14 protein-coding genes are annotated in these 19,451 nt (G+C 71.0%); 8 read left to right on the top strand and 6 right to left on the bottom strand.

The window, feature by feature from the left end:
• The first annotated feature begins 9 nt into the window (after positions 1 to 9).
• Both Adu01nite_RS08845 and Adu01nite_RS08840 read left to right on the top strand, forming a co-directional pair.
• Entirely contained in the window at positions 10 to 2,937 is a 2,928-nt protein-coding gene (locus Adu01nite_RS08845; protein ID WP_239132246.1) for a glycoside hydrolase family 48 protein, read from the top strand.
• Positions 2,938 to 2,948: 11 nt separating this feature from the next.
• On the top strand, positions 2,949 to 4,073 hold the full coding sequence (locus Adu01nite_RS08840) for a lytic polysaccharide monooxygenase auxiliary activity family 9 protein (protein WP_203726068.1): 1,125 nt from the start codon (positions 2,949 to 2,951) through the stop codon (positions 4,071 to 4,073).
• Positions 4,074 to 4,131: 58 nt separating this feature from the next.
• Here Adu01nite_RS08840 and Adu01nite_RS08835 read toward each other — a convergent pair whose 3' ends face one another.
• The gene (locus Adu01nite_RS08835) at positions 4,132 to 5,187 is read right to left on the bottom strand and encodes an endo-1,4-beta-xylanase (protein ID WP_203726067.1); all 1,056 of its coding nucleotides are present in this window, start codon (positions 5,185 to 5,187) and stop codon (positions 4,132 to 4,134) included.
• Positions 5,188 to 5,390: 203 nt separating this feature from the next.
• Here Adu01nite_RS08835 and Adu01nite_RS08830 point away from each other — a divergent pair, with 203 nt between their 5' ends.
• The 4 genes from Adu01nite_RS08830 to Adu01nite_RS08815 are packed head-to-tail and all read left to right on the top strand — an operon-like array spanning position 5,391 to position 11,578.
• Entirely contained in the window at positions 5,391 to 6,086 is a 696-nt protein-coding gene (locus Adu01nite_RS08830; RefSeq protein ID WP_239132245.1) for a polysaccharide deacetylase family protein, read from the top strand.
• Positions 6,087 to 6,100: 14 nt separating this feature from the next.
• A complete protein-coding gene (locus tag Adu01nite_RS08825) occupies positions 6,101 to 7,381 on the top strand; it encodes an SGNH/GDSL hydrolase family protein (protein ID WP_203726066.1) in 1,281 nt (426 codons plus the stop codon).
• Positions 7,382 to 7,392: 11 nt separating this feature from the next.
• Entirely contained in the window at positions 7,393 to 10,335 is a 2,943-nt protein-coding gene (locus tag Adu01nite_RS08820; RefSeq protein WP_203726065.1) for a glycosyl hydrolase 115 family protein, read from the top strand.
• Position 10,336: 1 nt separating this feature from the next.
• The gene (locus tag Adu01nite_RS08815) at positions 10,337 to 11,578 is read left to right on the top strand and encodes an SGNH/GDSL hydrolase family protein (RefSeq protein WP_203726064.1); all 1,242 of its coding nucleotides are present in this window, start codon (positions 10,337 to 10,339) and stop codon (positions 11,576 to 11,578) included.
• A 27-nt stretch (positions 11,579 to 11,605) separates the two neighbouring features.
• Here the strand turns inward: Adu01nite_RS08815 and Adu01nite_RS08810 are convergent, their stop codons facing one another.
• From Adu01nite_RS08810 to Adu01nite_RS48415, 4 genes are read right to left on the bottom strand one after another with little or no spacing between them, the layout of a single operon-like run.
• Positions 11,606 to 12,133 (bottom strand): hypothetical protein, encoded by a 528-nt coding sequence (locus Adu01nite_RS08810; RefSeq protein WP_203726063.1) that lies wholly within the window; start codon positions 12,131 to 12,133, stop codon positions 11,606 to 11,608.
• Between the two features lie 25 nt (positions 12,134 to 12,158).
• Positions 12,159 to 12,782, bottom strand: a complete 624-nt coding sequence (locus Adu01nite_RS08805; RefSeq protein ID WP_203726062.1) for an L-threonylcarbamoyladenylate synthase — start codon at positions 12,780 to 12,782, stop codon at positions 12,159 to 12,161.
• 10 nt (positions 12,783 to 12,792) lie between these two features.
• Positions 12,793 to 13,686 carry an NAD(P)-dependent oxidoreductase gene (locus Adu01nite_RS08800; protein ID WP_203726061.1) on the bottom strand — a complete coding sequence of 298 codons (894 nt, stop codon included), beginning with the start codon at positions 13,684 to 13,686 and terminating at the stop codon, positions 12,793 to 12,795.
• Positions 13,687 to 13,707: 21 nt separating this feature from the next.
• Positions 13,708 to 14,916: a flavin monoamine oxidase family protein gene (locus Adu01nite_RS48415; protein WP_275414628.1), complete on the bottom strand. Its 1,209-nt coding sequence runs from the start codon at positions 14,914 to 14,916 to the stop codon at positions 13,708 to 13,710.
• A 73-nt stretch (positions 14,917 to 14,989) separates the two neighbouring features.
• On the opposite strand from Adu01nite_RS48415, the gene Adu01nite_RS08790 reads away from it, so the two are divergent.
• Positions 14,990 to 15,610 carry a TetR/AcrR family transcriptional regulator gene (locus tag Adu01nite_RS08790; protein WP_203726059.1) on the top strand — a complete coding sequence of 207 codons (621 nt, stop codon included), beginning with the start codon at positions 14,990 to 14,992 and terminating at the stop codon, positions 15,608 to 15,610.
• A gap of 10 nt (positions 15,611 to 15,620) precedes the next feature.
• Positions 15,621 to 16,391, top strand: a complete 771-nt coding sequence (locus tag Adu01nite_RS08785) for a thioesterase family protein (RefSeq protein ID WP_203726058.1) — start codon at positions 15,621 to 15,623, stop codon at positions 16,389 to 16,391.
• Here Adu01nite_RS08785 and Adu01nite_RS08780 read toward each other — a convergent pair.
• On the bottom strand, positions 16,388 to 19,420 hold the full coding sequence (locus Adu01nite_RS08780) for an NACHT domain-containing protein (protein WP_203726057.1): 3,033 nt from the start codon (positions 19,418 to 19,420) through the stop codon (positions 16,388 to 16,390). The two genes, Adu01nite_RS08785 and Adu01nite_RS08780, sit on opposite strands and share 4 nt — an antisense overlap.
• Positions 19,421 to 19,451 lie beyond the last annotated feature (31 nt).

Raw genomic sequence — 19,451 nt, 5'->3', positions numbered from 1 at the left:
GGAACTCCCGTGCTCCCACGAGAGAGACGTCTGAGGCGCCTGCGCCGAGGACTCGCCATCGCCGGCACCACCGTCCTCGGTGCCGGCGTGGCCCTGGCGGCGGGTGTCCCCGCACATGCCGCAGCCGGCTGCACCATCGTCTACAAGGTGCAGAGCCAGTGGTCCGGCGGGTTCACCGGCGACATCCAGATCACCAACTCCGGTGACCCGGTCAGCAGCTGGAAGCTCGAGTACGACTTCCCGGACGCGTCGCAGAAGGTGGCGCAGGGCTGGAACGGCACGTACGCCCAGAGCGGCGCGCACGTCACGGTGACCAACGCCAGCTGGAACGGCAGCATCGGCACCAACGCGACCGTCGGTACCGGCTTCAACGGCACGTTCACCTCGGCCAACCCGGTGCCCACCGCGTTCAGCCTGAACGGGACCGCCTGCAACGGCGCCGTCGCGGCGCCGACCGTGGCGATCTCGTCGCCGGCCTCGAACACCCGCTACACCGCGCCGGCCTCGATCCCGATCGCGGCCACCGCCACCGCGGCGACCGGGCAGACGATCAGCAAGGTCGAGTTCTACCACGACGGCCTGCTGCTCAACACCGACACCGCGGCGCCGTACGCGTACACCTGGGCCGGCGTGCCGACCCAGACCGCCGCCTACCACCTGCAGGCGATCGCGTACGACGGCACCGGTGCCAAGAGCAACACGGCCGACGTGCCGGTCTTCGTCGACGCCAGCACCGCGCCGGCGATCGTCGCCGACGCCACCAGCGTCACGGTGGCACCCGGCGCGAGCTCGACCTACAAGCTGGCGCTCTCGTCGGCCCCGACCGCGAACGTCACGGTCGCGGTCGCCCGCAGCGCCGGGGTCACCACGGTGTCGGCCACGCCGGCGTCGCTGACCTTCACGCCGTCGAACTGGAGCACCGGCCAGACCGTCACGGTTGCCGCCACCAGTGCCGCCGCCAGCGGTACGAACGCCACCTTCTCGGCCACCGCGACCGGCTACACGGCCGCCACCGTGGTCGCGAACGTGGTGACCGCGGGTGCGGTCGACGCCCGGTTCACCCAGCTCTACAACGACATCAAGAACTCGGCGAACGGCTACTTCAGCCCCGAGGGCGTGCCCTACCACTCGATCGAGACACTGATCGACGAGGCGCCCGACCAGGGTCACGAGACCACGTCCGAGGCGTTCAGCTACTGGCTGTGGCTGGAGGCCGAGCACGGCTCGACCACCGAGGACTGGGCGCCGTTCAACGCGGCCTGGTCGACGATGGAGAAGTACATCATCCCGTCGCACGCCGACCAGCCCACCAACGCCAACTACAACGCGGCGAAGCCGGCCACCTACGCGGCCGAGTACCCGCTGCCGTCGCAGTACCCGTCGGCCCTCGACACCAGCGTCTCGGTCGGTAGCGACCCGCTGGCCGCCGAGCTGAAGAGCGCCTACGGCACCGACGACATCTACGGCATGCACTGGCTGCTGGACGTCGACAACGTCTACGGCTTCGGGCACTGCGGTGACAAGACCACCCGGGTCGCCTACATCAACACCTTCCAGCGCGGGGCGCAGGAGTCGACGTGGGAGACCGTCCCGCAGCCGTCCTGCGACACGTTCACGGCCGGTGGACCGAACGGCTACCTGGACCTGTTCACCAAGGACTCGAGCTACGCCAAGCAGTGGAAGTACACCAACGCGCCGGACGCGGACTCGCGCGCGGTGCAGGCGGCGTACTGGGCGTACACCTGGGCCACCCAGCAGGGCAAGGCCTCGCAGATCTCCACCGCGGTGGCGAATGCCGCCAAGATGGGTGACTACCTGCGCTACTCCTTCTACGACAAGTACTTCAAGCAGCCCGGTTGCACCTCGACCAGCTGCGCGGCGGGCACCGGCAAGAACGCCTCCAACAACCTGATGTCCTGGTACTACGCCTGGGGTGGCGCGACCGACACCAACGCCGGCTGGGCGTGGCGGATCGGTTCCAGCACCAGCCACTTCGGCTACCAGAACCCGATGGCCGCCTACATCATGTCCAACGTCAGTGCCTTCGCGCCGAAGTCGGCGACCGGCAAGGCGGACTGGCAGACCAGCCTGAACCGGCAGCTCGAGTTCTACCAGTGGCTGCAGTCGTCCGAGGGTGCCATCGCCGGTGGTGCCACCAACAGCTGGAACGGCAACTACTCGGCCCCGCCGTCCGGTACCCCGACGTTCTACGGCCTGTCCTACGTCGAGGCCCCGGTCTACGCCGACCCGCCGTCCAACCAGTGGTTCGGCATGCAGACCTGGTCCCTGGAGCGGCTGGCCGAGTACTACTACACGACCGGTGACGCCAAGGCCAAGTCGGTGCTGGACAAGTGGGTCCCGTGGGCCCTGGCCAACTCCACCATCAGCGCCACCAGCTTCTCCATCCCGTCGGACATGTCCTGGTCCGGCAAGCCCAACACCTGGAACCCGTCCAGCCCGACCGCGAACACCGGCCTGCACGTGACGGTGACCAGCAAGGGTCAGGACCTCGGGGTGGCCGGTTCGTTCGCGAAGCTGCTGACCTACTACGCCGCCAAGTCCGGGGACACCGCGTCGAAGACGGCCGCGAAGAACCTGCTCGACGCGATCTGGACGAAGAAGGACGCGAAGGGCGTCTCGGTCACCGAGACCCGGGCCGACTACAACCGCTTCGACGACGTCTACAACGCCTCCACCGGTCAGGGCCTCTACATCCCGCCGGGCTGGAGCGGCAAGATGCCGAACGGCGACGTGATCGAGCCGGGCAAGTCCTTCCTGGACATCCGCTCCTTCTACAAGAACGACCCGGACTTCCCGAAGGTCCAGGCGTACCTGAACGGCGGGGCGGCCCCGACGTTCAACTACCACCGCTTCTGGGCTCAGGTCGACGTCGCCACCGGCTACGCCGACTTCGCCCGCCTGTTCCCGAACGGCTGAGAGGAGGAACCATGAGAAGAAAGAGACTTATGGCGTACGCGGCGGCCGCACTGATGGCCGTTGCCGGCGGAGCGTTCGCGCTGACGGGAAGCGCCGCAGCCCACGGCACGATGATGACGCCGGGCAGCCGGACATGGCTCTGCTACCAGGACGGCAAGACCGCCACTGGCGAGATCGTGCCGAAGAACGCGGCCTGCGCGGCCGCGATCGCCAAGAGCGGCGTCACCGCGATGTACAACTGGTTCGCCGTGCTCCGGTCCGATGGGGCCGGCCGGGTGTCCGGCTTCCTGCCGGACGGCGAGCTGTGCAGCGGCGGGACCGGTGGGCCGTACGACTTCACCGGTTTCAACCTGGCCCGTACCGACTGGCCCAAGACCCACCTGACGGCGGGTAAGACGATCGAGATCGACTACAACGACTGGGCCAAGCACCCGGGCACGTTCTCGCTCTACATCACCAAGGACGGCTACGACCCGACCAAGCCCCTGGCCTGGAGCGATCTCGAGCCGACGCCGTTCAACCAGTCGACCAACCCGCCCGCCGACGGCGGACCGGGCACCGACACCGGGCACTACTACTGGAACGCCACCCTGCCGTCCGGCAAGAGCGGCAACCACCTGATCTACTCGGTGTGGTCGCGCTCGGACAGCACCGAGACGTTCTACGGCTGCTCGGACGTCGTCTTCGACGGCGGCAACGGTGAGGTGACCGGGGTCGGCGGTACCACCACGACGACACCGCCCACCACCACGCCGACGACGACGCCGACGACCTCCCCGACGACGTCGCCGACCACCTCCACGCCCACGACGTCGCCCACCAGCGCTCCGGCCGGCACCGGCTGTACCGCGATGTACAACGTCACCGGGGCCTGGACCGGCGGCTTCCAGGGCGAGGTGATGGTGCACGCGCTCAGCACACCGATCAGCAAGTGGACGGTGACCTGGACATTCCCCGGGTCGCAGACGGTGACTCAGCTCTGGAGCGGGACGGCCACATCCAGCGGTTCGCTGGTGACGGTCAAGAACGCGAGCTGGAACGGCACGGTCGCCGCGAACAACTACACCACCTTCGGGTTCCTCGGGTCCGGGACCGCACCGGCAACGGTCAACAACCTGACCTGTAGTACCGCGTAACCCGAAAAGAAACCGGGCGGTGGCGCATCTGCGCCACCGCCCGGTCCTTCGACCACCTCTACTTGGCGAGCAGGAACGTCTCCCGCAGGGTGTCGTACGCCGGCTTCGGCTGCAGCTGCTCGTCGAACGGCGTGGCCGAACCCTCGGTGGGGAAGACGCCCGGAACCCAGGAGTACTTGTCGGTGAAGCCCCAGACCGTGTACGAGACACAGTTGCGGACCAGCAGGCACGCCCGCAGCAGCAGGCCGAAACCCTCCGCCTGGGCCTGCACCTCGGTCGAGTCGGCCGGCATGATCATCCGGATGTCGACCTCGGTGAACGCCGTCTTGACGCCGAGCGCGTCGAAGCGGCGCACGTTCTCCAGGACGTCACCGGGCAGGCCGTACTGGATGCCCAGATGCCCCTGCATGCCGAAGCCCTGAACCGGCACGCCCTGCGCCCGCAACGACGTGATCAGCGCGTAGTAGGCGTCGCTCTTCGGGCCGAGCCAGTCGACGTTGTAGTCGTTGAGGAACAGCAGGGCGCTCGGGTCGGCCTGGTGCGCCCAGCGGAACGCGTCCGCGATGTAGCCGGGGCCGAGCGCCCGCAGCCAGATCGTGTCGCGCGGTGTGCCGTCCTCGTTGAAGACCTCGTTGGCCACGTCCCATGCCCAGATCTTGCCCTTGAAGTGCCCGACCTCGTCGAAGATGTGCTTGCGCAGCAGGGCTTTCAGCTGCGCGGGGGTGAAGTTGGCCTCGGTCAGCCAGGACGGGTTCTGGCTGTGCCAGACCAGCGTGTGCCCGCGGACGGCCTGGCCGTTCTTGCGGGCGAACCGGATCAGGTCGTCGGCCGGCCCCCAGTTGTAGGTGCCCTGGGTGGGCTCGACCTCGGCCCACTTCATCACGTTCTCCGGCGTGACGGTGTCGAACTCGCGGGCGACCGCGGCCGCGTACGGCGCGTCGTTGGCGAGTGCCGTCATGTCCACGGCGGTGCCGATCTTGGTGCCGGTCCCGCGCGCCGCCGCGCGCAGTCCGGTGTCGGTGGCGGTGGCCGCCCCGGTGGGCAGCACGGTCACGGTAAGAGCGGTGAGCGTGGCGAGAGCGGCCGCGCCCAGTCCGGTCCTAATTGAACTCATTTGGCGTTCCTCTCGGGCAGTGGATCCGAAAGTTCCGAGAACTTGCGGAAAGCTTCGTGCCCGCGGGCGCCCACGTCAATGGCGTAAATCCATTGAAGATCCACTCGCTGCGAGGGTTGACGACATAGATCGACCCCTCTACGTTACGAATGTTCGGCTGACATGTTTCCGAAACTTCCGTCCGTCCTCCCGGGAGGTTCCACGTGTCCCGCTCCCTTTTGCGCTGCCTGGCCGCCGCCGTCACGGTGGCCGGCGCCCTGACCGTCACGCCCTCCGCCGCCCTCGCCCACGGCGGTCCCACCCCCGTCGTGGTCGACACCGCCCGCGGCCACGGCAACGTCGTCAGCTTCACGTTCGACGACGGCCCCAACCCGCCCGACACCCTGCACCTCCTCGCGGTGCTGCGGAAGAACCACGTGAAGGCGGTCTTCTGCCTGGTCGGTGACCAGGTCAAGGCCCACCCCGAGGTGGTCCGCCGGATCGCCGCCGAGGGGCACACCCTCTGCAACCACTCGCTGCACCACGACAACCTGAGCCTGCTGACCCCCGAGCAGGTCACGGCCGACCTCACCGAGACCAGCACGCTCATCCACCAGGCCGTCCCGTGGGCGAACATCGCCTACTTCCGGGCGCCGTACGGCTCGTGGGGCCAGTCCCCGCAGATCGCCGCCGACCTCGGCATGCAGCCGCTCGGCTGGCGCTTCGACATCGAGGACTGGGTGCCGCCCGGCGCCGACGTCCTCGCCCAGCGGATCCGCGACCGCCTCACCCCCGGCGCGGTGATCCTCATGCACGACGGCGGCGGCGACCGCAGCCAGACCGTCGACGCCGTCGCCCAGGTCATTCCCGAGCTGCGCGCCCAGGGCTGGCGCCTGACCCTGCCGCTGCGCCGCGGCTGATTGCGGAGGCTCCGATGTCCACCACCCGCCGCGAACTTCTCGCCCTCGCCTCCGGGGCGGCGGTCGGCGCCGCCACGTCCGGCGCCGTCCCGGCCCTCGCGCACGACTCCGGCCCGGACGGCTGGGTCGCCACCTGGGCGGCCGTCCCCACCACCATCCCCAGCCGCGGCACGCCGACCGTCCTCGACCGGCAGACCGTGCGGTCCGTCGTGCACTGCTCCACCGGCGGCGACGAGCTGCGGATCCGGCTGACCAACGAGTTCGGCGAGACCGCGCTGCGGATCGGGGCCGTGCACGTGGCCCTGCGGTCCGGCGACGGCGCCTCGACCGCCACCGTGCCCGGCTCCGACCGCCGGGTCACCTTCTCCGGCCACGGCGCCGCGACGATCCCGGCCGGGGCGCCGCTGGTCAGCGATCCGGTCCGGCTTCGCCTGCCGGCCGGGGGAGACCTGGCGATCAGCGTCTTCTTCCCGGAGCGTACGACCGTGACGACGCTCGCCGCGTTCTCCTACCAGGACAACGTCATCGCGAACGGTGACGTCACCGCCGCGCGGACCGTCACCGCGACCGCGACCCTGCAGCAGGATCTGTTCCTCTCCGGGGTCGCCGTGCGTAAGCGTGGCGGCGGCGCGATCGTCACCCTCGGCGACTCGATCACCAACGGCGCCAACACCGTCGCCAACCTCAACCACCGCTGGCCCGACCTGCTCGCCGCCCGGCTGCGCTCCGCCGGGCGGGACCTCGGGATCGCCAATCTGGGCGTCTCCGGCAACCGGCTCCTGCACGACCCGAACCCGCCGGCCGGCAGCAACGCCGAGACGTTCGCCAACTACTTCGGCGTCAACGGGCTGCGCCGCTTCGACCGGGACGTGCTCGCCCAGCCGGGCCGCCGGTTCCTGATCGTGCTGCTCGGGGTCAACGACCTCGGCCACCCGGGGACGGTCGCGCCGCCGGCCGAGGTGGTCAGCGCGGACGACCTGATCGCCGGGCACCGGCAGCTGATCGCCCGCGCGCACGAGGGTGGCCTGGCCGCGTTCGGCGGGACGGTCCTGCCGTTCAAGAACGACACCCTCGGGTTCTACACGCCGGAAAATGAGGCCAAGCGGCAGCAGCTCAACCGGTGGATCCGGAGCAGCGGCGAGTACGACGGGGTGATCGACTTCGACAAGGCGATGGGCGACCCGGCCGACCCGATCGCCCTCCACCCGGCCTACGACTCCGGCGACCACCTGCACCCGAACGACGCCGGCATGGCCGTGATGGCCGCCGCCGTGCCACTGCGGCTGTTCCGGTGAGCGTGCCGCGAGTGACCCGCCGGACCCTGCTGGCCGGTGCCGCGGCGGCGCCCCTGCTCGCCGCGGTGCCGTCGTCGGCCGCGCACGCCGGCGCCACCGTCCCCGACCAGACCGGCGGCTACGTGCGCACCCGCAACGGGCCGGGCCGGTTCGCGCTGGCCGGCGCGCCGGTCCGGGTGTCCGACGACGACTTCCCGGGCGTGCTGCGGGTCGCCGAGGATCTGCGCGGCGACCTGGCCAAGGTGTTCGGCACCGAGGTCGCCGACAACCAGGATCCGATCATCGTCGGGACGATCGGCCGGAGCCCGCTGATCGATCGGATCGTCGCGCGCGGAAAGCTCGACGTGACCGCCATCCGGGGGAAATGGGAGACGACGATCGAGCAGATCGTCGACAACCCGCTCCCCGGCGTCGAGCGGGCCTTCGTCATCGCCGGCAGCGACCAGCGCGGCACCATTTACGGCGCCTACGACCTGTCGCGGAACATCGGCGTCTCGCCCTGGCATTTCTGGGACGACGTGCCGGTCGCCCACCGGGACGAGCTGTACGTTCTGCCCGGGCGGCACACCCAGGGCACCCCGGCGGTGAAATACCGCGGGTTCTTCATCAACGACGAGAACCCGGCCACCGGCACCTGGGCGCCGGAATACTTCGGGCCCGGCAAGGCCCCCGGCTATCCGGGCGGGCTCAACGCCGCCTATTTCGCCAAGGTCTTCGAGACCATGCTGCGGCTCAAGGCCAACTATCTGTGGCCGGCCGTGTGGGGGCGGGCATTTGCCGAGGACGACCCGGCGAATCACGCGACCGCCACCCGCTACGGCGTCGTCATGGGAACCTCGCACGAGGCGCCGATGATGCGCGGGATCGAGGAATGGAACCGGCACCCGGCCGGCACCGGCGAGTGGAGCTTCCGCCGCAATCCCGACGCGATCAAGGCGTACTGGCGGTTCGGCGCCGAACGGATGCGGGACCAGGACATCGAGGGTGTCATCACGCTCGGCATGCGCGGCAACGGCGACGTGTCGCTGCCGGACGGCGACGGCATCGACCTGATGAGCTCGATCATCGACAACCAGCGGGCGATCCTGCAGGACACCGGGCTGATCGGCCGGCCCCAGGTGCAGACCCTCTACAAGGAGGTGCAGCGCTACTGGGATGCCGGCTACCGGCCGCCGGACGACGTGACCGTGGTGTTCTGCGACGACAACTGGGGCAACATGCGCAAGCTGCCCGACCCGTCGCTGCCCGCGCGCAGTGGCGGCTACGGCATGTATTACCACTTCGACTACGTCGGGGACGGCCGCAACTACAAGTGGGCGGACACCGCCAATCTCACGAATGTCTGGGAGCAGCTTCATCTCGCGTACACCAGCGGGGTTGATCGCCTTTGGGTGGTCAACGCCGGCGATCTGAAGAACGAGGAACTGCCCACCCAGTTCTTCCTCGACTACGCGTGGAATCCGGCCGCGTGGCCGGTGTCGGAGCTGGCGGAGTGGACGCGGCAGTACGCGGCGCAGAATTTCGGGGCCGCGCTCGCGCCGGCGATCGCGGCGCTGCTCGAGGAGTACGGGCATTTGCAGTCCCGCCGCAAGCCGGAACTCCTCAACCGGCGGATCACCGTCAACCCGGCCAAGGACGTGACCACCGATCCGACCGCCATCGTCTACGACGACAAGGCCACGCCGTTCAGCCTCACCGATTACGGCGAGATGGACCGGGTCACCGGCGACTGGCTCGCCCTGGCCGCCCGGGCGTCGCGGTTGCGGGCGACCGTTCCGGCCGCCTGGCAGGACGCGTTCTATCAGCTCGTCTATTACGCGCTGAAGGACACGGCGGTCATCTACGACCTGCGCCGGGCCGAATTCACCAACATCCGCTACGCGGCCGAGGGGCGGGCCGGCACGAATGCGCTGGCCGATCGGGCCGAGGCGTTGTTCGCCGAGGACCAGGCGATGAGCGCCTACTACAACACCGTCCTGGCCGGCGGTAAGTGGCACAACTGGCAGCTGCAACCGAAGATCGGGTACGGGAACGTGGCTCGCTACGGCCCGAACGCGCCCTGGCAGCAGCCCGAGCTGAACAATGTGGCACTGCCCGACGAGATCTACCCCTACCTGCAGCGGATCACCGTGCCGGCCGGGTCGTCGCTCGGGGTGGCGCTGGACGGCGGCGGATCCGCGCTGCCGGCCTTCAGCCCGTGGCAGAGCCAGTCCACGCAGTACATCGACGTCTACAACCGGGGGACGACCCCGTTCCGCTACACGATCGACAGCGGCGCGCCGTGGCTGTCCGTGACCCACGCCCGCGGGACCGTCACCGATCAGGTCCGGGCGCTGGTCACGGTGGACTGGCGGCGCGCGCCCAAGGGCGTACGGTCCGTGCCGATCACCGTCACCGGGGCCGGCACCACGGTCGTCGTGCAGGCACCCGTCGACAACCCCACGCTCAAGCCGGCCGGTTTCCTGGAGGCCAACGGGTACGTCGCGATCGAGGCCGGCCACTACCGCCGGAAGACCGGGAACTGGCAGCTGCTGCCGGGGATCGGCAAGACCGGCGACGGGCTGCGATCCGTCGACGGGACCGGGCGCCTCGACTACACGGTGACCCTGACCAGCAGCGGACCGGTCACGGTGACCGCCTACCTGTCGCCGCGCAACAACACCCGGCCCACCGACGGCCTCAAGTACGCCGTCTCGATCGACGGCGCCGCGCCGCAGACGGTCAACGTGACCCGGGCGACCGGCGCCAACGACACCACGATGAACCGGCAGTGGGCGCGGAACACCTCCGACAACATCAACCGCACCACCACCACGCACACGGTCGCCGCCCCCGGGACGCACACGCTGACCTTCTGGGCCGTCGACCCGACCGTCATCGTCCAGCGTCTCGTCGTCGACACCGGCGGCGTCAAGGACAGCTACCTCGGTCCGCCCGAGAGCCGGAGGGTCTGACATGCGCCGACGCGCACTTCTCGCGGCCGGCGGCGCGGCGGTCCCGGCCGCGCTGATCGGCCGGCCCGCGGCCGCCCACGGGGCGAAGCGCTGGGTGCACACCTGGGTGGCGATGCCGCAGCTCACCGAGCCGGGCAACCTGCCGCCGGCACCGTTCACCCAGACGTCGGCGGTGCTCGCCGACACCACGCTGCGGCAGACCGTGCACCTCACCGTCGGCGGCCCGCGGGTGCGGGTCCGCTTCTCCAACGCGTTCGGCGGGGCTGCCCTGCCACTCACCGCGGCCGTGATCGGCCGCCCCACGGACGGGCGTGCCGGGGTTCCTGGGGTGGTCCCCGGCAGCCTCCGTCCACTCACCTTCGGCGGCCGGACCGGCGTGGTCGTGCCGGTCGGCGCGCAGGTGGTCGCCGACCCGGTCGACCTGCCGGTGCAGGCCGGCGAGAACCTGTCGATCACCGTCTACCTCGCCGCCGGGCAGGCGAGCCTCAACCTCACCTCGCACCCGGGTTCGCGCACCACGTCGTACCTCATCAAGGGTGATCTTCATGCCTCGCCGGAACTCCCCGGCGCGGTCGGGGTCGACCACTGGTATCTGATCAGTGGGGTCGAGGTCCTGGCCGGCGTCCCGGCCCTGGCGATCGTGGGGGACTCGCTCACCGACGGGCGGGGGTCGACGACCAACGGCAACGACCGGTGGCCCGACCAGCTGTTCGCCCGGCGGCCGCGGATCGCGGTGCTCAACCAGGCGGCCGGCGGCAACCGGATCCTCAACGACGGCCTCGGGCCGAACGTCCTCGCCCGGCTCGACCGGGACGTGCTCGCCACCGGCGGCGTCGACCGGATGCTGCTGTTCGAGGGGGTCAACGACATCGGCACGGCGGCCGCCGGCGTCGCCGCCCAGAAGCAGGTGGTCGACGACCTGCTGTTCGCGTTCGAGCAGGTCGCGGCCCGGGCGCGGGCCCGCGACATCACCGTCTACGGAGCGACGATCACCCCGTTCGGCGGCAACACCGGCTACGACGACCCGGCCGGGCTGCGCGAGGAGTCACGGCAGGCGGTGAACGCCGCGATCCGCCGCGGCCGGCTGTTCGACGAGATCGCCGACTTCGACGTGGCGGCCCGCGACCCGGCCGTGCCGCGGCAGCTCAATCCCGCCTACGACGTCGGCGACCACCTGCACTTCAACCCGACCGGCTACGCCGCCCTGGCCGCGGCGGTGCCACTGCGCTGGCTGTCGGCCTGACCGCCTGGTGCCCGGGCCGCCGCTTCGTCAGGAGGCGGCGAGTCCGGGCACCGCGGCGCTGAGATCCGGGACGCCGCAGGCCGCGCCGAGCAGCTTGGCGTACTCGGCGAGGATCTTCCGGGCGGCCTCGAGGTCCTGGCGCAGGAGCGGTTCATGCTCCCAGGCGCGCTCATGCTCCACCGGGGACGCACCCTCGGCGCGGGTCGCCTCCCATGCGCTCAGTTCGGGGTGCCAGTAGGACAGCACCGGCCGTAGGGCCCGGTTCAGCATCGCGACGGTGAGGAAACCGAAGCTGTACTGGCCGTCCGGCTTGGGCTCGGCCACCTGCGGCCCGTACTTGCGCAGCACGTCGCGAGACCCCGCGAAGAGGGTGTAATAGCTGCTCAGGGCTTCCCGCAGGATGCCGCCCTGCAACGGCACCACCGATACCCGGGTGATCAGCTCGACATACAGCTCCCAGGCCGCCTCCCGCTCGGCGACGGACGGCTTCCAGGTGCCCTTGACCGAGATGAACTTCAGGTCGACCCCGACCTCAACCGACTCCGGTGCGCGCATGCCAGCCCCCTCCAGGCGTTCGAAGCTACTCGAAGCGCGCCGTGTCGCCGGCGCCCACTCGCAGTATCTCCGGTTCGCCGTCGGACAGGTCGATCACGGTGGTCGGTTCGACGCCGCACCCCTCGCCCGAGTCGACGACCGCGTCCACCTGATGGTCGAGGGCTTCCTTGATCTCCCAGCCCATCGTCATCGGCTCGTCCTGGCCCGGCAGCAGCAGGGTGCTCGACACCAGCGGCTCACCCAACTCGGCCAGCAGCGCCTGGGTCACCACGTGCTCCGGGATGCGTACGCCCACGGTCTTCTTCTTGGGGTGAAGCAGCCGCCGCGGCACCTCCCTGGTGGCCGGCAGGATGAACGTGTACGGCCCCGGCGTCGACGCCTTGACCAGCCGGAACGACGCGTTGTTGAGCTGCACGAACTGCCCGATCTGGGCGAAGTCCCGGCACATCAGCGTGAAGTGGTGGCGGTCGTCGAGGTGCCGGATCTCCCGGATCCGGTCGAGCCCGTCCTTGTTGCCCATCCGGCAGCCGAGCGCGAAACACGAGTCGGTCGGATAGGCGATCAGCCCGTCCTCCCGAAGGACATCCACCACCTGCCGGATCGAACGGGCCTGCGGGTTGTCCGGGTGCACGTCGAAATACTTCGCCACTCCCGCCAGCCTAGGCCAAGCCGCGATCACCCGACCGGCCATCCCCCAGGTGAGTGCCGGCCGGGCGGCTTCGGGTTCGCGCCCGCACCGCGTGGATGACGCTCGCCATGTCCTCGCCGCCGCGGCCCAGCTCCTCGGTCTCGGCGTAGAGCTCGCGGCAGACGTCGAGCAGCGGTGCGGCCAGCCCGTGCTGCCGCGCCGCCTCGACGACGAGCCGGTTGTTGTAGTGCACGTCGCGGATGGCGGCCTGCACCGCGAAATCCTCCTCGACGATCTTGCCGGCCTTGCCGCGGGACACGAACGACGCCATCGGCCCGGCGTCGAGCACCTCCTTGAGCAGCGCCGGGTCGAGCCCGACCCCCTGCGCGAAGTGGAACGCCTCGGCCAGCCCGGTGACCATGCTGATCAGGAACGTGTTGACGGCCAGCTTCATCAGCAGGCCCTGCGGCACCGGCCCGCAGTCGACGACCTCCCGGCACATCGGGGCCAGCAGCGGCCGGACCCGGTCCCGGTCGTCCTCCTCCCCGGCCAGCATCGCGACGAGCTGACCGGCCTCGGCCGGCCCGCGCGACCCGGAGACCGGCGCCTCGACGTAGCGCCCGCCGGCCGCCCGGATCCGCTCACCGAGCCCGGCCGAGTATTCGGGCGCGGTCGTGCCCATATGCACCACCGTGCAGCCGGCCACCTCGGGCCCGATCACCACCGCGTCGATGGCCGCCGCGTTGGCCAGCATCAGAAAAACGACGTCGGCCTGCGCGAAGACCTCGCCCGGACGGCTCGCGCTACGCGCACCCGGAAGCTCCGCTCCGGACCGCGTCCAGACGACCAGTTCGTTGCCGGCCGCGACAAGGTTCGCCGCCATCGGCCGCCCCATCACCCCAAGCCCCAGAAACCCCAGCACCATGCTCTTCACGGTAGGTCCTCGTCAGCCGCGGGCGTGGGAGACGGGTGCGCCGTTCAGGAAGGCGCCTGCTCGCGCCGCGGTGTCCGCGCCTGAGGTGATCGCGCCGTCCATCCAGCCCATCCAGCGGCGGGAGAGGTCGCCGCCGGCGAAGAAGAGCGGGCCGGGATGGTCGGCCAGGGTCTGGAGGGCGCCGAGCTGGCCGGGGGCGGCCGCGCACCAGGTGCCGAGGGCGTGCGGGTCGGCGGTCCAGTCGTGCCAGAACTGCTCGCCGAGCTCGGCGTCCGGGTAGCGGGCTTCGAGGCCGGCCGCGGTTGCTTCCCGTTGGCCGGCCGCGGGGCCCCGGCGGAGATCGAAGGCGGCGACCGCGCCGTCCACCGCATACGTCTCGATCAGCGACGGCCAGCTCGTGGACGTCGTGCCCGCGGGGATGCCCGACACCCGGGTCCAGATCTTCGCGGCCCGGCCGACGTGCGGGTCCGGCAGCGGCATGCCGGCCGGGAAGGCGATGCCGGCCAGGCAGTTCACCGGAACCGCCACCACCGCGGCGCGCGCCGAGTGCGATGCGCCGGTCGTGGTGGTGACCGTGCCGTCCGCGGCGATCGAGGCGACCGCCTGCCCGAGCGCGACGGTGTCGCCCAGCTCGGCGGCGATCGCCTTGGCCAGCGTGTCGGTGCCGCCGGCGACCCGGTGCGACTCGTTCTCGAAGGCCGCCCGGGCCGAGCCGAACCCGGCGAACTCATGCAGCAGATGCAGCGCGCTGTACTCGGTTTCGTCCGCGCCCATCAGCGCAAACGCCGAGGCCAGCAGCTGCGCGCGAGCGTCCGGATCGGAGCAGATCGCGTCGAGGTAGGCGGCGAACGACACGTCGAGGTCGCCCGCCGCCCGATGCCAGCCGGGGTCGTCGAAGTCGAGACGCCCGGCGTCGACGTCCATCCGATCAAGAACCGGCCCGGCCGCCGCCGAGATCTCGCCCCCGTGGTGGGCGGCCGGTGGCTGGGTGGTGGTCAGGCCGTAGCGGGTCAGCTCGGTGGTCAAGGCGGTGTGCGACTCCGGGGACAGCCATTCCGCGCCGAGGTCGACCCGGACGCCGGCCGCCGGGAACGGCGCGGTCCAGGTGCGGCCGCCGACCCGGTCGCGGGCTTCGAGCAGCACCACGTCCAGCCCGGCCGCGCGCAGCTCCCGTGCCGCCACCAGTCCGGCCAGGCCGGCTCCGACCACGACGACGTCCATGCAAGCCTCCGCTATATGGTACGGGCATACCAGTGAGCCATACCGTACGACGGAGGTCCTGATCTTGGCCAGCGTGCGCCGCGCCTCGCGGAACAAGAACGACATCCTGATGAAGGCGGGCGACGTGGTCGCCGCCCGCGGTTTCGAGAACACCCGGTTCTCCGACGTGGCCGGGCACGCGGGCACCTCGGTCAGCACGTTGCAGTACCTGTTCGGCAATCGCGAGGACCTGGTCGTGCAGGCGTTGCGCGCGCGAAGCGCGTACCTCCTGGAGGAAGCCCGGCGGCGTTCCGCCGAGATCGCCGACCCCCTGGAACGGCTGCGCTGGGTGGCCGGTCACCTGGCCGCGCACGACGGCGAGCCGGAGGCGGCCCGCGCCGAGTGGATGCTCTGGGTGGAATATTGGCGGACCGCCCTGCGTGACGAGGAGCTGGCCGCCGAGTCGATCGTCGCCTACGACGGCTGGCTGCAGTTGGTCCGCGACGCGGTCGAGGCCGCGGTGCGGGCCGGCCTCATCAATCCGCCCGCCGACCTCGACCGGGTGGCCCAGGGCGCCTGCGCGATCGCCGACGGCCTCGGCATCCAGATCGCGCTGCGCCGCCCGGGGGTCGACTGGGAGCGGGCGGGGGAGATCACCCGGGCCTGGCTGGCCGCCGCCCTGGACTGCCCGGAGATCAACCTGACCGACCGTTAAGGTCGGAGGCATGAGGGAAAGCTACTTCGAGCGGGTCGGCGAGCACAGCTACAAGCCCACCGCCCACGTCGGCGGCGCCTGGCGCACCGACGAGCAGCATTTCAGCCCGCTCGGCGGCCTGATCGCGCACGCGATCGACCGGCACCGGTCCGACGGCCTCGTCCTGGCCCGGATCAGCTACGACATCCTCGGCAAGATCGCCTTGGACGAGTGCGAGATCACCGTCGAGACGATCCGTCCGGGCCGCACCATCGAGTTGCTCGAAGCGACCGTCACCATCGCCGGCCGCGCGGTGACCCGGGCCCGGGCATGGTTCCTGGCCGCCCACGACACCACCGCGGTGGCGGGCACGCCGATCGACCGGCTGCCCCCGCCGGAGTCGGTCGAACCGTGGCCGATGGCCGAGCTGTGGACCGGCGGCTACATCGCGTCGATCGAGGTGCGGCGGCCGGCCGATGCGGTGCCCGGCCGCACGTCGGCCTGGATCACCAGCGAGCTCGACCTGGTGGCGGGGGAGCCGGTCGGCCCGCTCGCCACCTACCTGGCGCTGGTCGACACGGCCAACGGCATCGCGGTGCGGCAGGAGCCGACCGAGTGGATGTTCCCCAACGTCGACCTGACCGTCCACCTGCACCGGCAGCCCGAGGGTCGCTGGACCGGCCTGGACACGTCGGTGACGTTCGGCCCGACCGGCCAGGGTCTGACCAGCACGATCCTGCACGACGTCCACGGCCCGGTCGGCTCCGCCCAGCAGATCCTCACCGTCCGGCCGCTGGGTTAGGCGAGCCGCCGGCCGGTGCGGAGCTCGAACACGGCGCCGACCGTGTACCGGAAGTCGTCGGCGGCGGCGTGCTGCGTCGCGGCCGCGGCCGCCCGGACCCGCGCGATGTGCTCGCGGAGGTATAGCTCTTCGAGCACCGTCAGGTCGACGGCTCGGCATTCCTGGACGAAGCGGTCCATGGCGTTCTGCTGGAGGCGCGGAATCGGCCGGGACAACGCGTCCACGTAGACGTCGGTCCGCGAGCCGATCGTCCCGGTCGCGTAGCTGCCGACCGCCAACTCGAGGACCAGCCAGGCGCTCGACTCGTTCTTCGTGTGGTCGCCCCGGTATTCGATGTCCCCGAACTCGCGCCAGAACGGCATCAGCGCGTAGACGAACTCGCGGTTGTCGATAGCGGTCTGGGCGAACGCGGACTTCCGCAGCTGCCGCCCGGTGTCCGACTCGGCGGGCATGGCCAGGTCCCGGCCGGGCGGGAGGCCGTCCTGGGTCGGCGGCCGGCCCTCCGGCGGCCACGGCAGGGACGGCACGACCGGGACGTCGGTGCCGTCCTCGACCCGGATCCGGAGCTGGGTCGGCGCGGCGGTCAGATCCCACTCCACCCGGAACGCCTGCCACAGCCGCCGGCCGTCCTCCGGCTCCAGCTGGCTCATCCAGAGCAGTGCGAGTTGCCGCCAGTTGACCGCCACCGGCTCGCCGACCAGCGAGGTGACGTCGACCGGGCCGTCGCTGAGCAGCACCGCGAAGCTCACCAGGTTGGCCGAGAACGCCGCCTGCCGCTGGGCGACGGTGCGCCGATCCGGCTCGTACTCGGCGAAGGTCCAGCGCGGATGCGGGTAGCCGGCCTCCGGCAGCAGCTCCATGACGAGATCGCGGCACTGCGCCCGCTCCTCCGCGGTCAGCCCGGCGATCATGCCCTGGCCGAACTCCCACAGCGGGGCCCGCCGGGTCAGGGTGGTGAACGACGTCAGGGCGTGGAAGTAGCCGGCGTCGAGGGTGGCGGTCCGGCGCAGCCGGGCCCGGTCCTCGGCCAGGTCCACCAGGGCCGTGATGATCTGCCGGGCGGCCAGGAACTCGCCGAAGGTGGCGTGCAGGAACTCGAAGCTGCGCTGCGCGCCACCGGTGTCCTGGCTGGCCTTCGACTCGTGCACGAAGAAGAACCGGCCGACCAGCAGCTGTCCGGCGGTCAGCGGCCGGTGTGCGGCCGGCCGGGGCGTCCGGTCCTCGATGCTGAGCAGGTGCCGGAGGTCGTCCTCCAGCTCCGGCTCGAGGATCACGTCGCGGCCGCGGTTGTGCATGGCCACCGCCACCGCGCCGAGCCGCCGCCACTCGGTGGCCACCGCGGTGTCCCGGTCCTCGCCGAGCTTGTCCACCTCGCGCACGAAGAAATCCTGGAACAGCCGCTCGTACAGTTCGATCCGGCGCAGCGTGCCACCGCTGCGCTGCAGCTGGTTCTCGCGGCCGTCGTAGAGGGCCAGCATCAGCAGCAGGAGGGGCTGGCCGGCCAGCTCGCGATGGGCCAGCGCCACCCGGGCCGGGAGCGGTCGCAGGCCTCGGGCGGCCAGCCCGGCCGCGTTCTTGGCGTTCCACACCGCCAGCCAGTCGGCGACCTGCTCGTCGCTGAACGGGTCGAGCCGTACGACGGTGGTGCCGGTGGGGAAGCGGGCCCGGTCGGCGACCACGGTCCGGCTGGTCACCACCACGGCCAGCGGGCGGCCGAGCTCGGCCTCCCGTTCCTGGAACTCCTGCAGCTGTTCCAGGTAGTCGGCCCAGTTCTGGCCGGTGGCCTGCAGCAGCTCGTCGAAGCCGTCCATCATCACCACCGGCAGCGCGTCGCCCGCCCGGCGGACCAGCTCGGGCCAGCGGACCTGCTCGCCGAGCATCAGGTAGAGGCCCTCCTCGATCTGCCGCTGCACCGGCGAGTCGGCGCGCACGTTGCGCAGCTCGACGCGTACCGGAAGAAAGCCGGCGCCGGACAGCCGGGCCGCCAGCACCCGGGTGAGCACCGACTTGCCCGACCCCGGGTGGCCGAGCACGACGATCGGGCCCTCGCCGGCGCCGGGCCCGGTGAGCGCGGCGAACAGGAAGTCCTGGACGTCGGCGGTCGGCGTGCCGTGCTCGGCCCACCAGCCGTCGACGGCCGGTAGCGAGGTCGGGGTGGTCGACACGACCGTCCCGGCCGGTTCGCGATAGCCCTCGCGCAGCGTCGGCAGCACCAGGTCACCGGCCGCGCCGGCGTTGCTGAGGATCGGTTTCTCCAGCCGGGCCTGGTATCGCCGGACGAGCCCGGCCGGTACCTCGTCCACCGGCTCCCGCCGATCGCCCAGGGCGTCGATGGCCGTGCGGATCAGCTCTCGGGTGGCCTGCGCGTCGATCATCGCCGACCACAGCCGGAACTCCGGGATCTCGGCGGCCAGCCGCCGGTACGACTCCTCGTACCGCCGCATCGCGCGTTTGGCGACGGCCGGGCCCTTGATTGCGGGCAGCTCGCGCTCGAAGGCCTTCAGGCCGTCGAGAAAGAGCGCGGTGCGCCCTGTGCAGTCGAGGAAGTAGCGGTGCAGTTCCGCCCGGACGTCCTCGAAGGGCACGGTCGGCTCCGGGTAGGGCGGCGGGCGATCCAGCAGGCCGGCGATCATGCCGGCGTAGGAATCGGCGAGCGGGCCACCCGCGGCGATGGCTGCCTGTTCGGCCCTGGTCAGCTCGGCCGAGGCGAGGTCGTGACCACGGTGCTTGAACCAGTCGTCGAGGGCCTCGTCGAAGGAGATGATCACCAGGACGCTGTGCGCGGCGAGGATCCGGTCGGTCCGGTCGAACCGGCCCAGCCCGCGCACCCGCTCCTGCCAGGAACCGACCAGGCGGTGTCCCCACCGCATCAGTTGATCCCGCAGCGCGAAGTAGTCGACGGTGCCCTTGCTGGCCACCGTCGCCGTCCCGGCGGCTATCCCGGCCAGTGAGCCGAGTCGATCGACGATCTCCGAATCCCCGTCGAGCAGGCGGACCGCGTCGGCGAAGGACATCCCCCGGGACCTCATGCGGCGGACGGTAACACCTGGCACGAAGCGT

The sequence above is a fragment of the Paractinoplanes durhamensis genome (genome assembly GCF_016862175.1).
Lineage (GTDB): Bacteria > Actinomycetota > Actinomycetes > Mycobacteriales > Micromonosporaceae > Actinoplanes > Actinoplanes durhamensis.
This window is presented reverse-complemented; position numbering and strand designations above follow the sequence as displayed.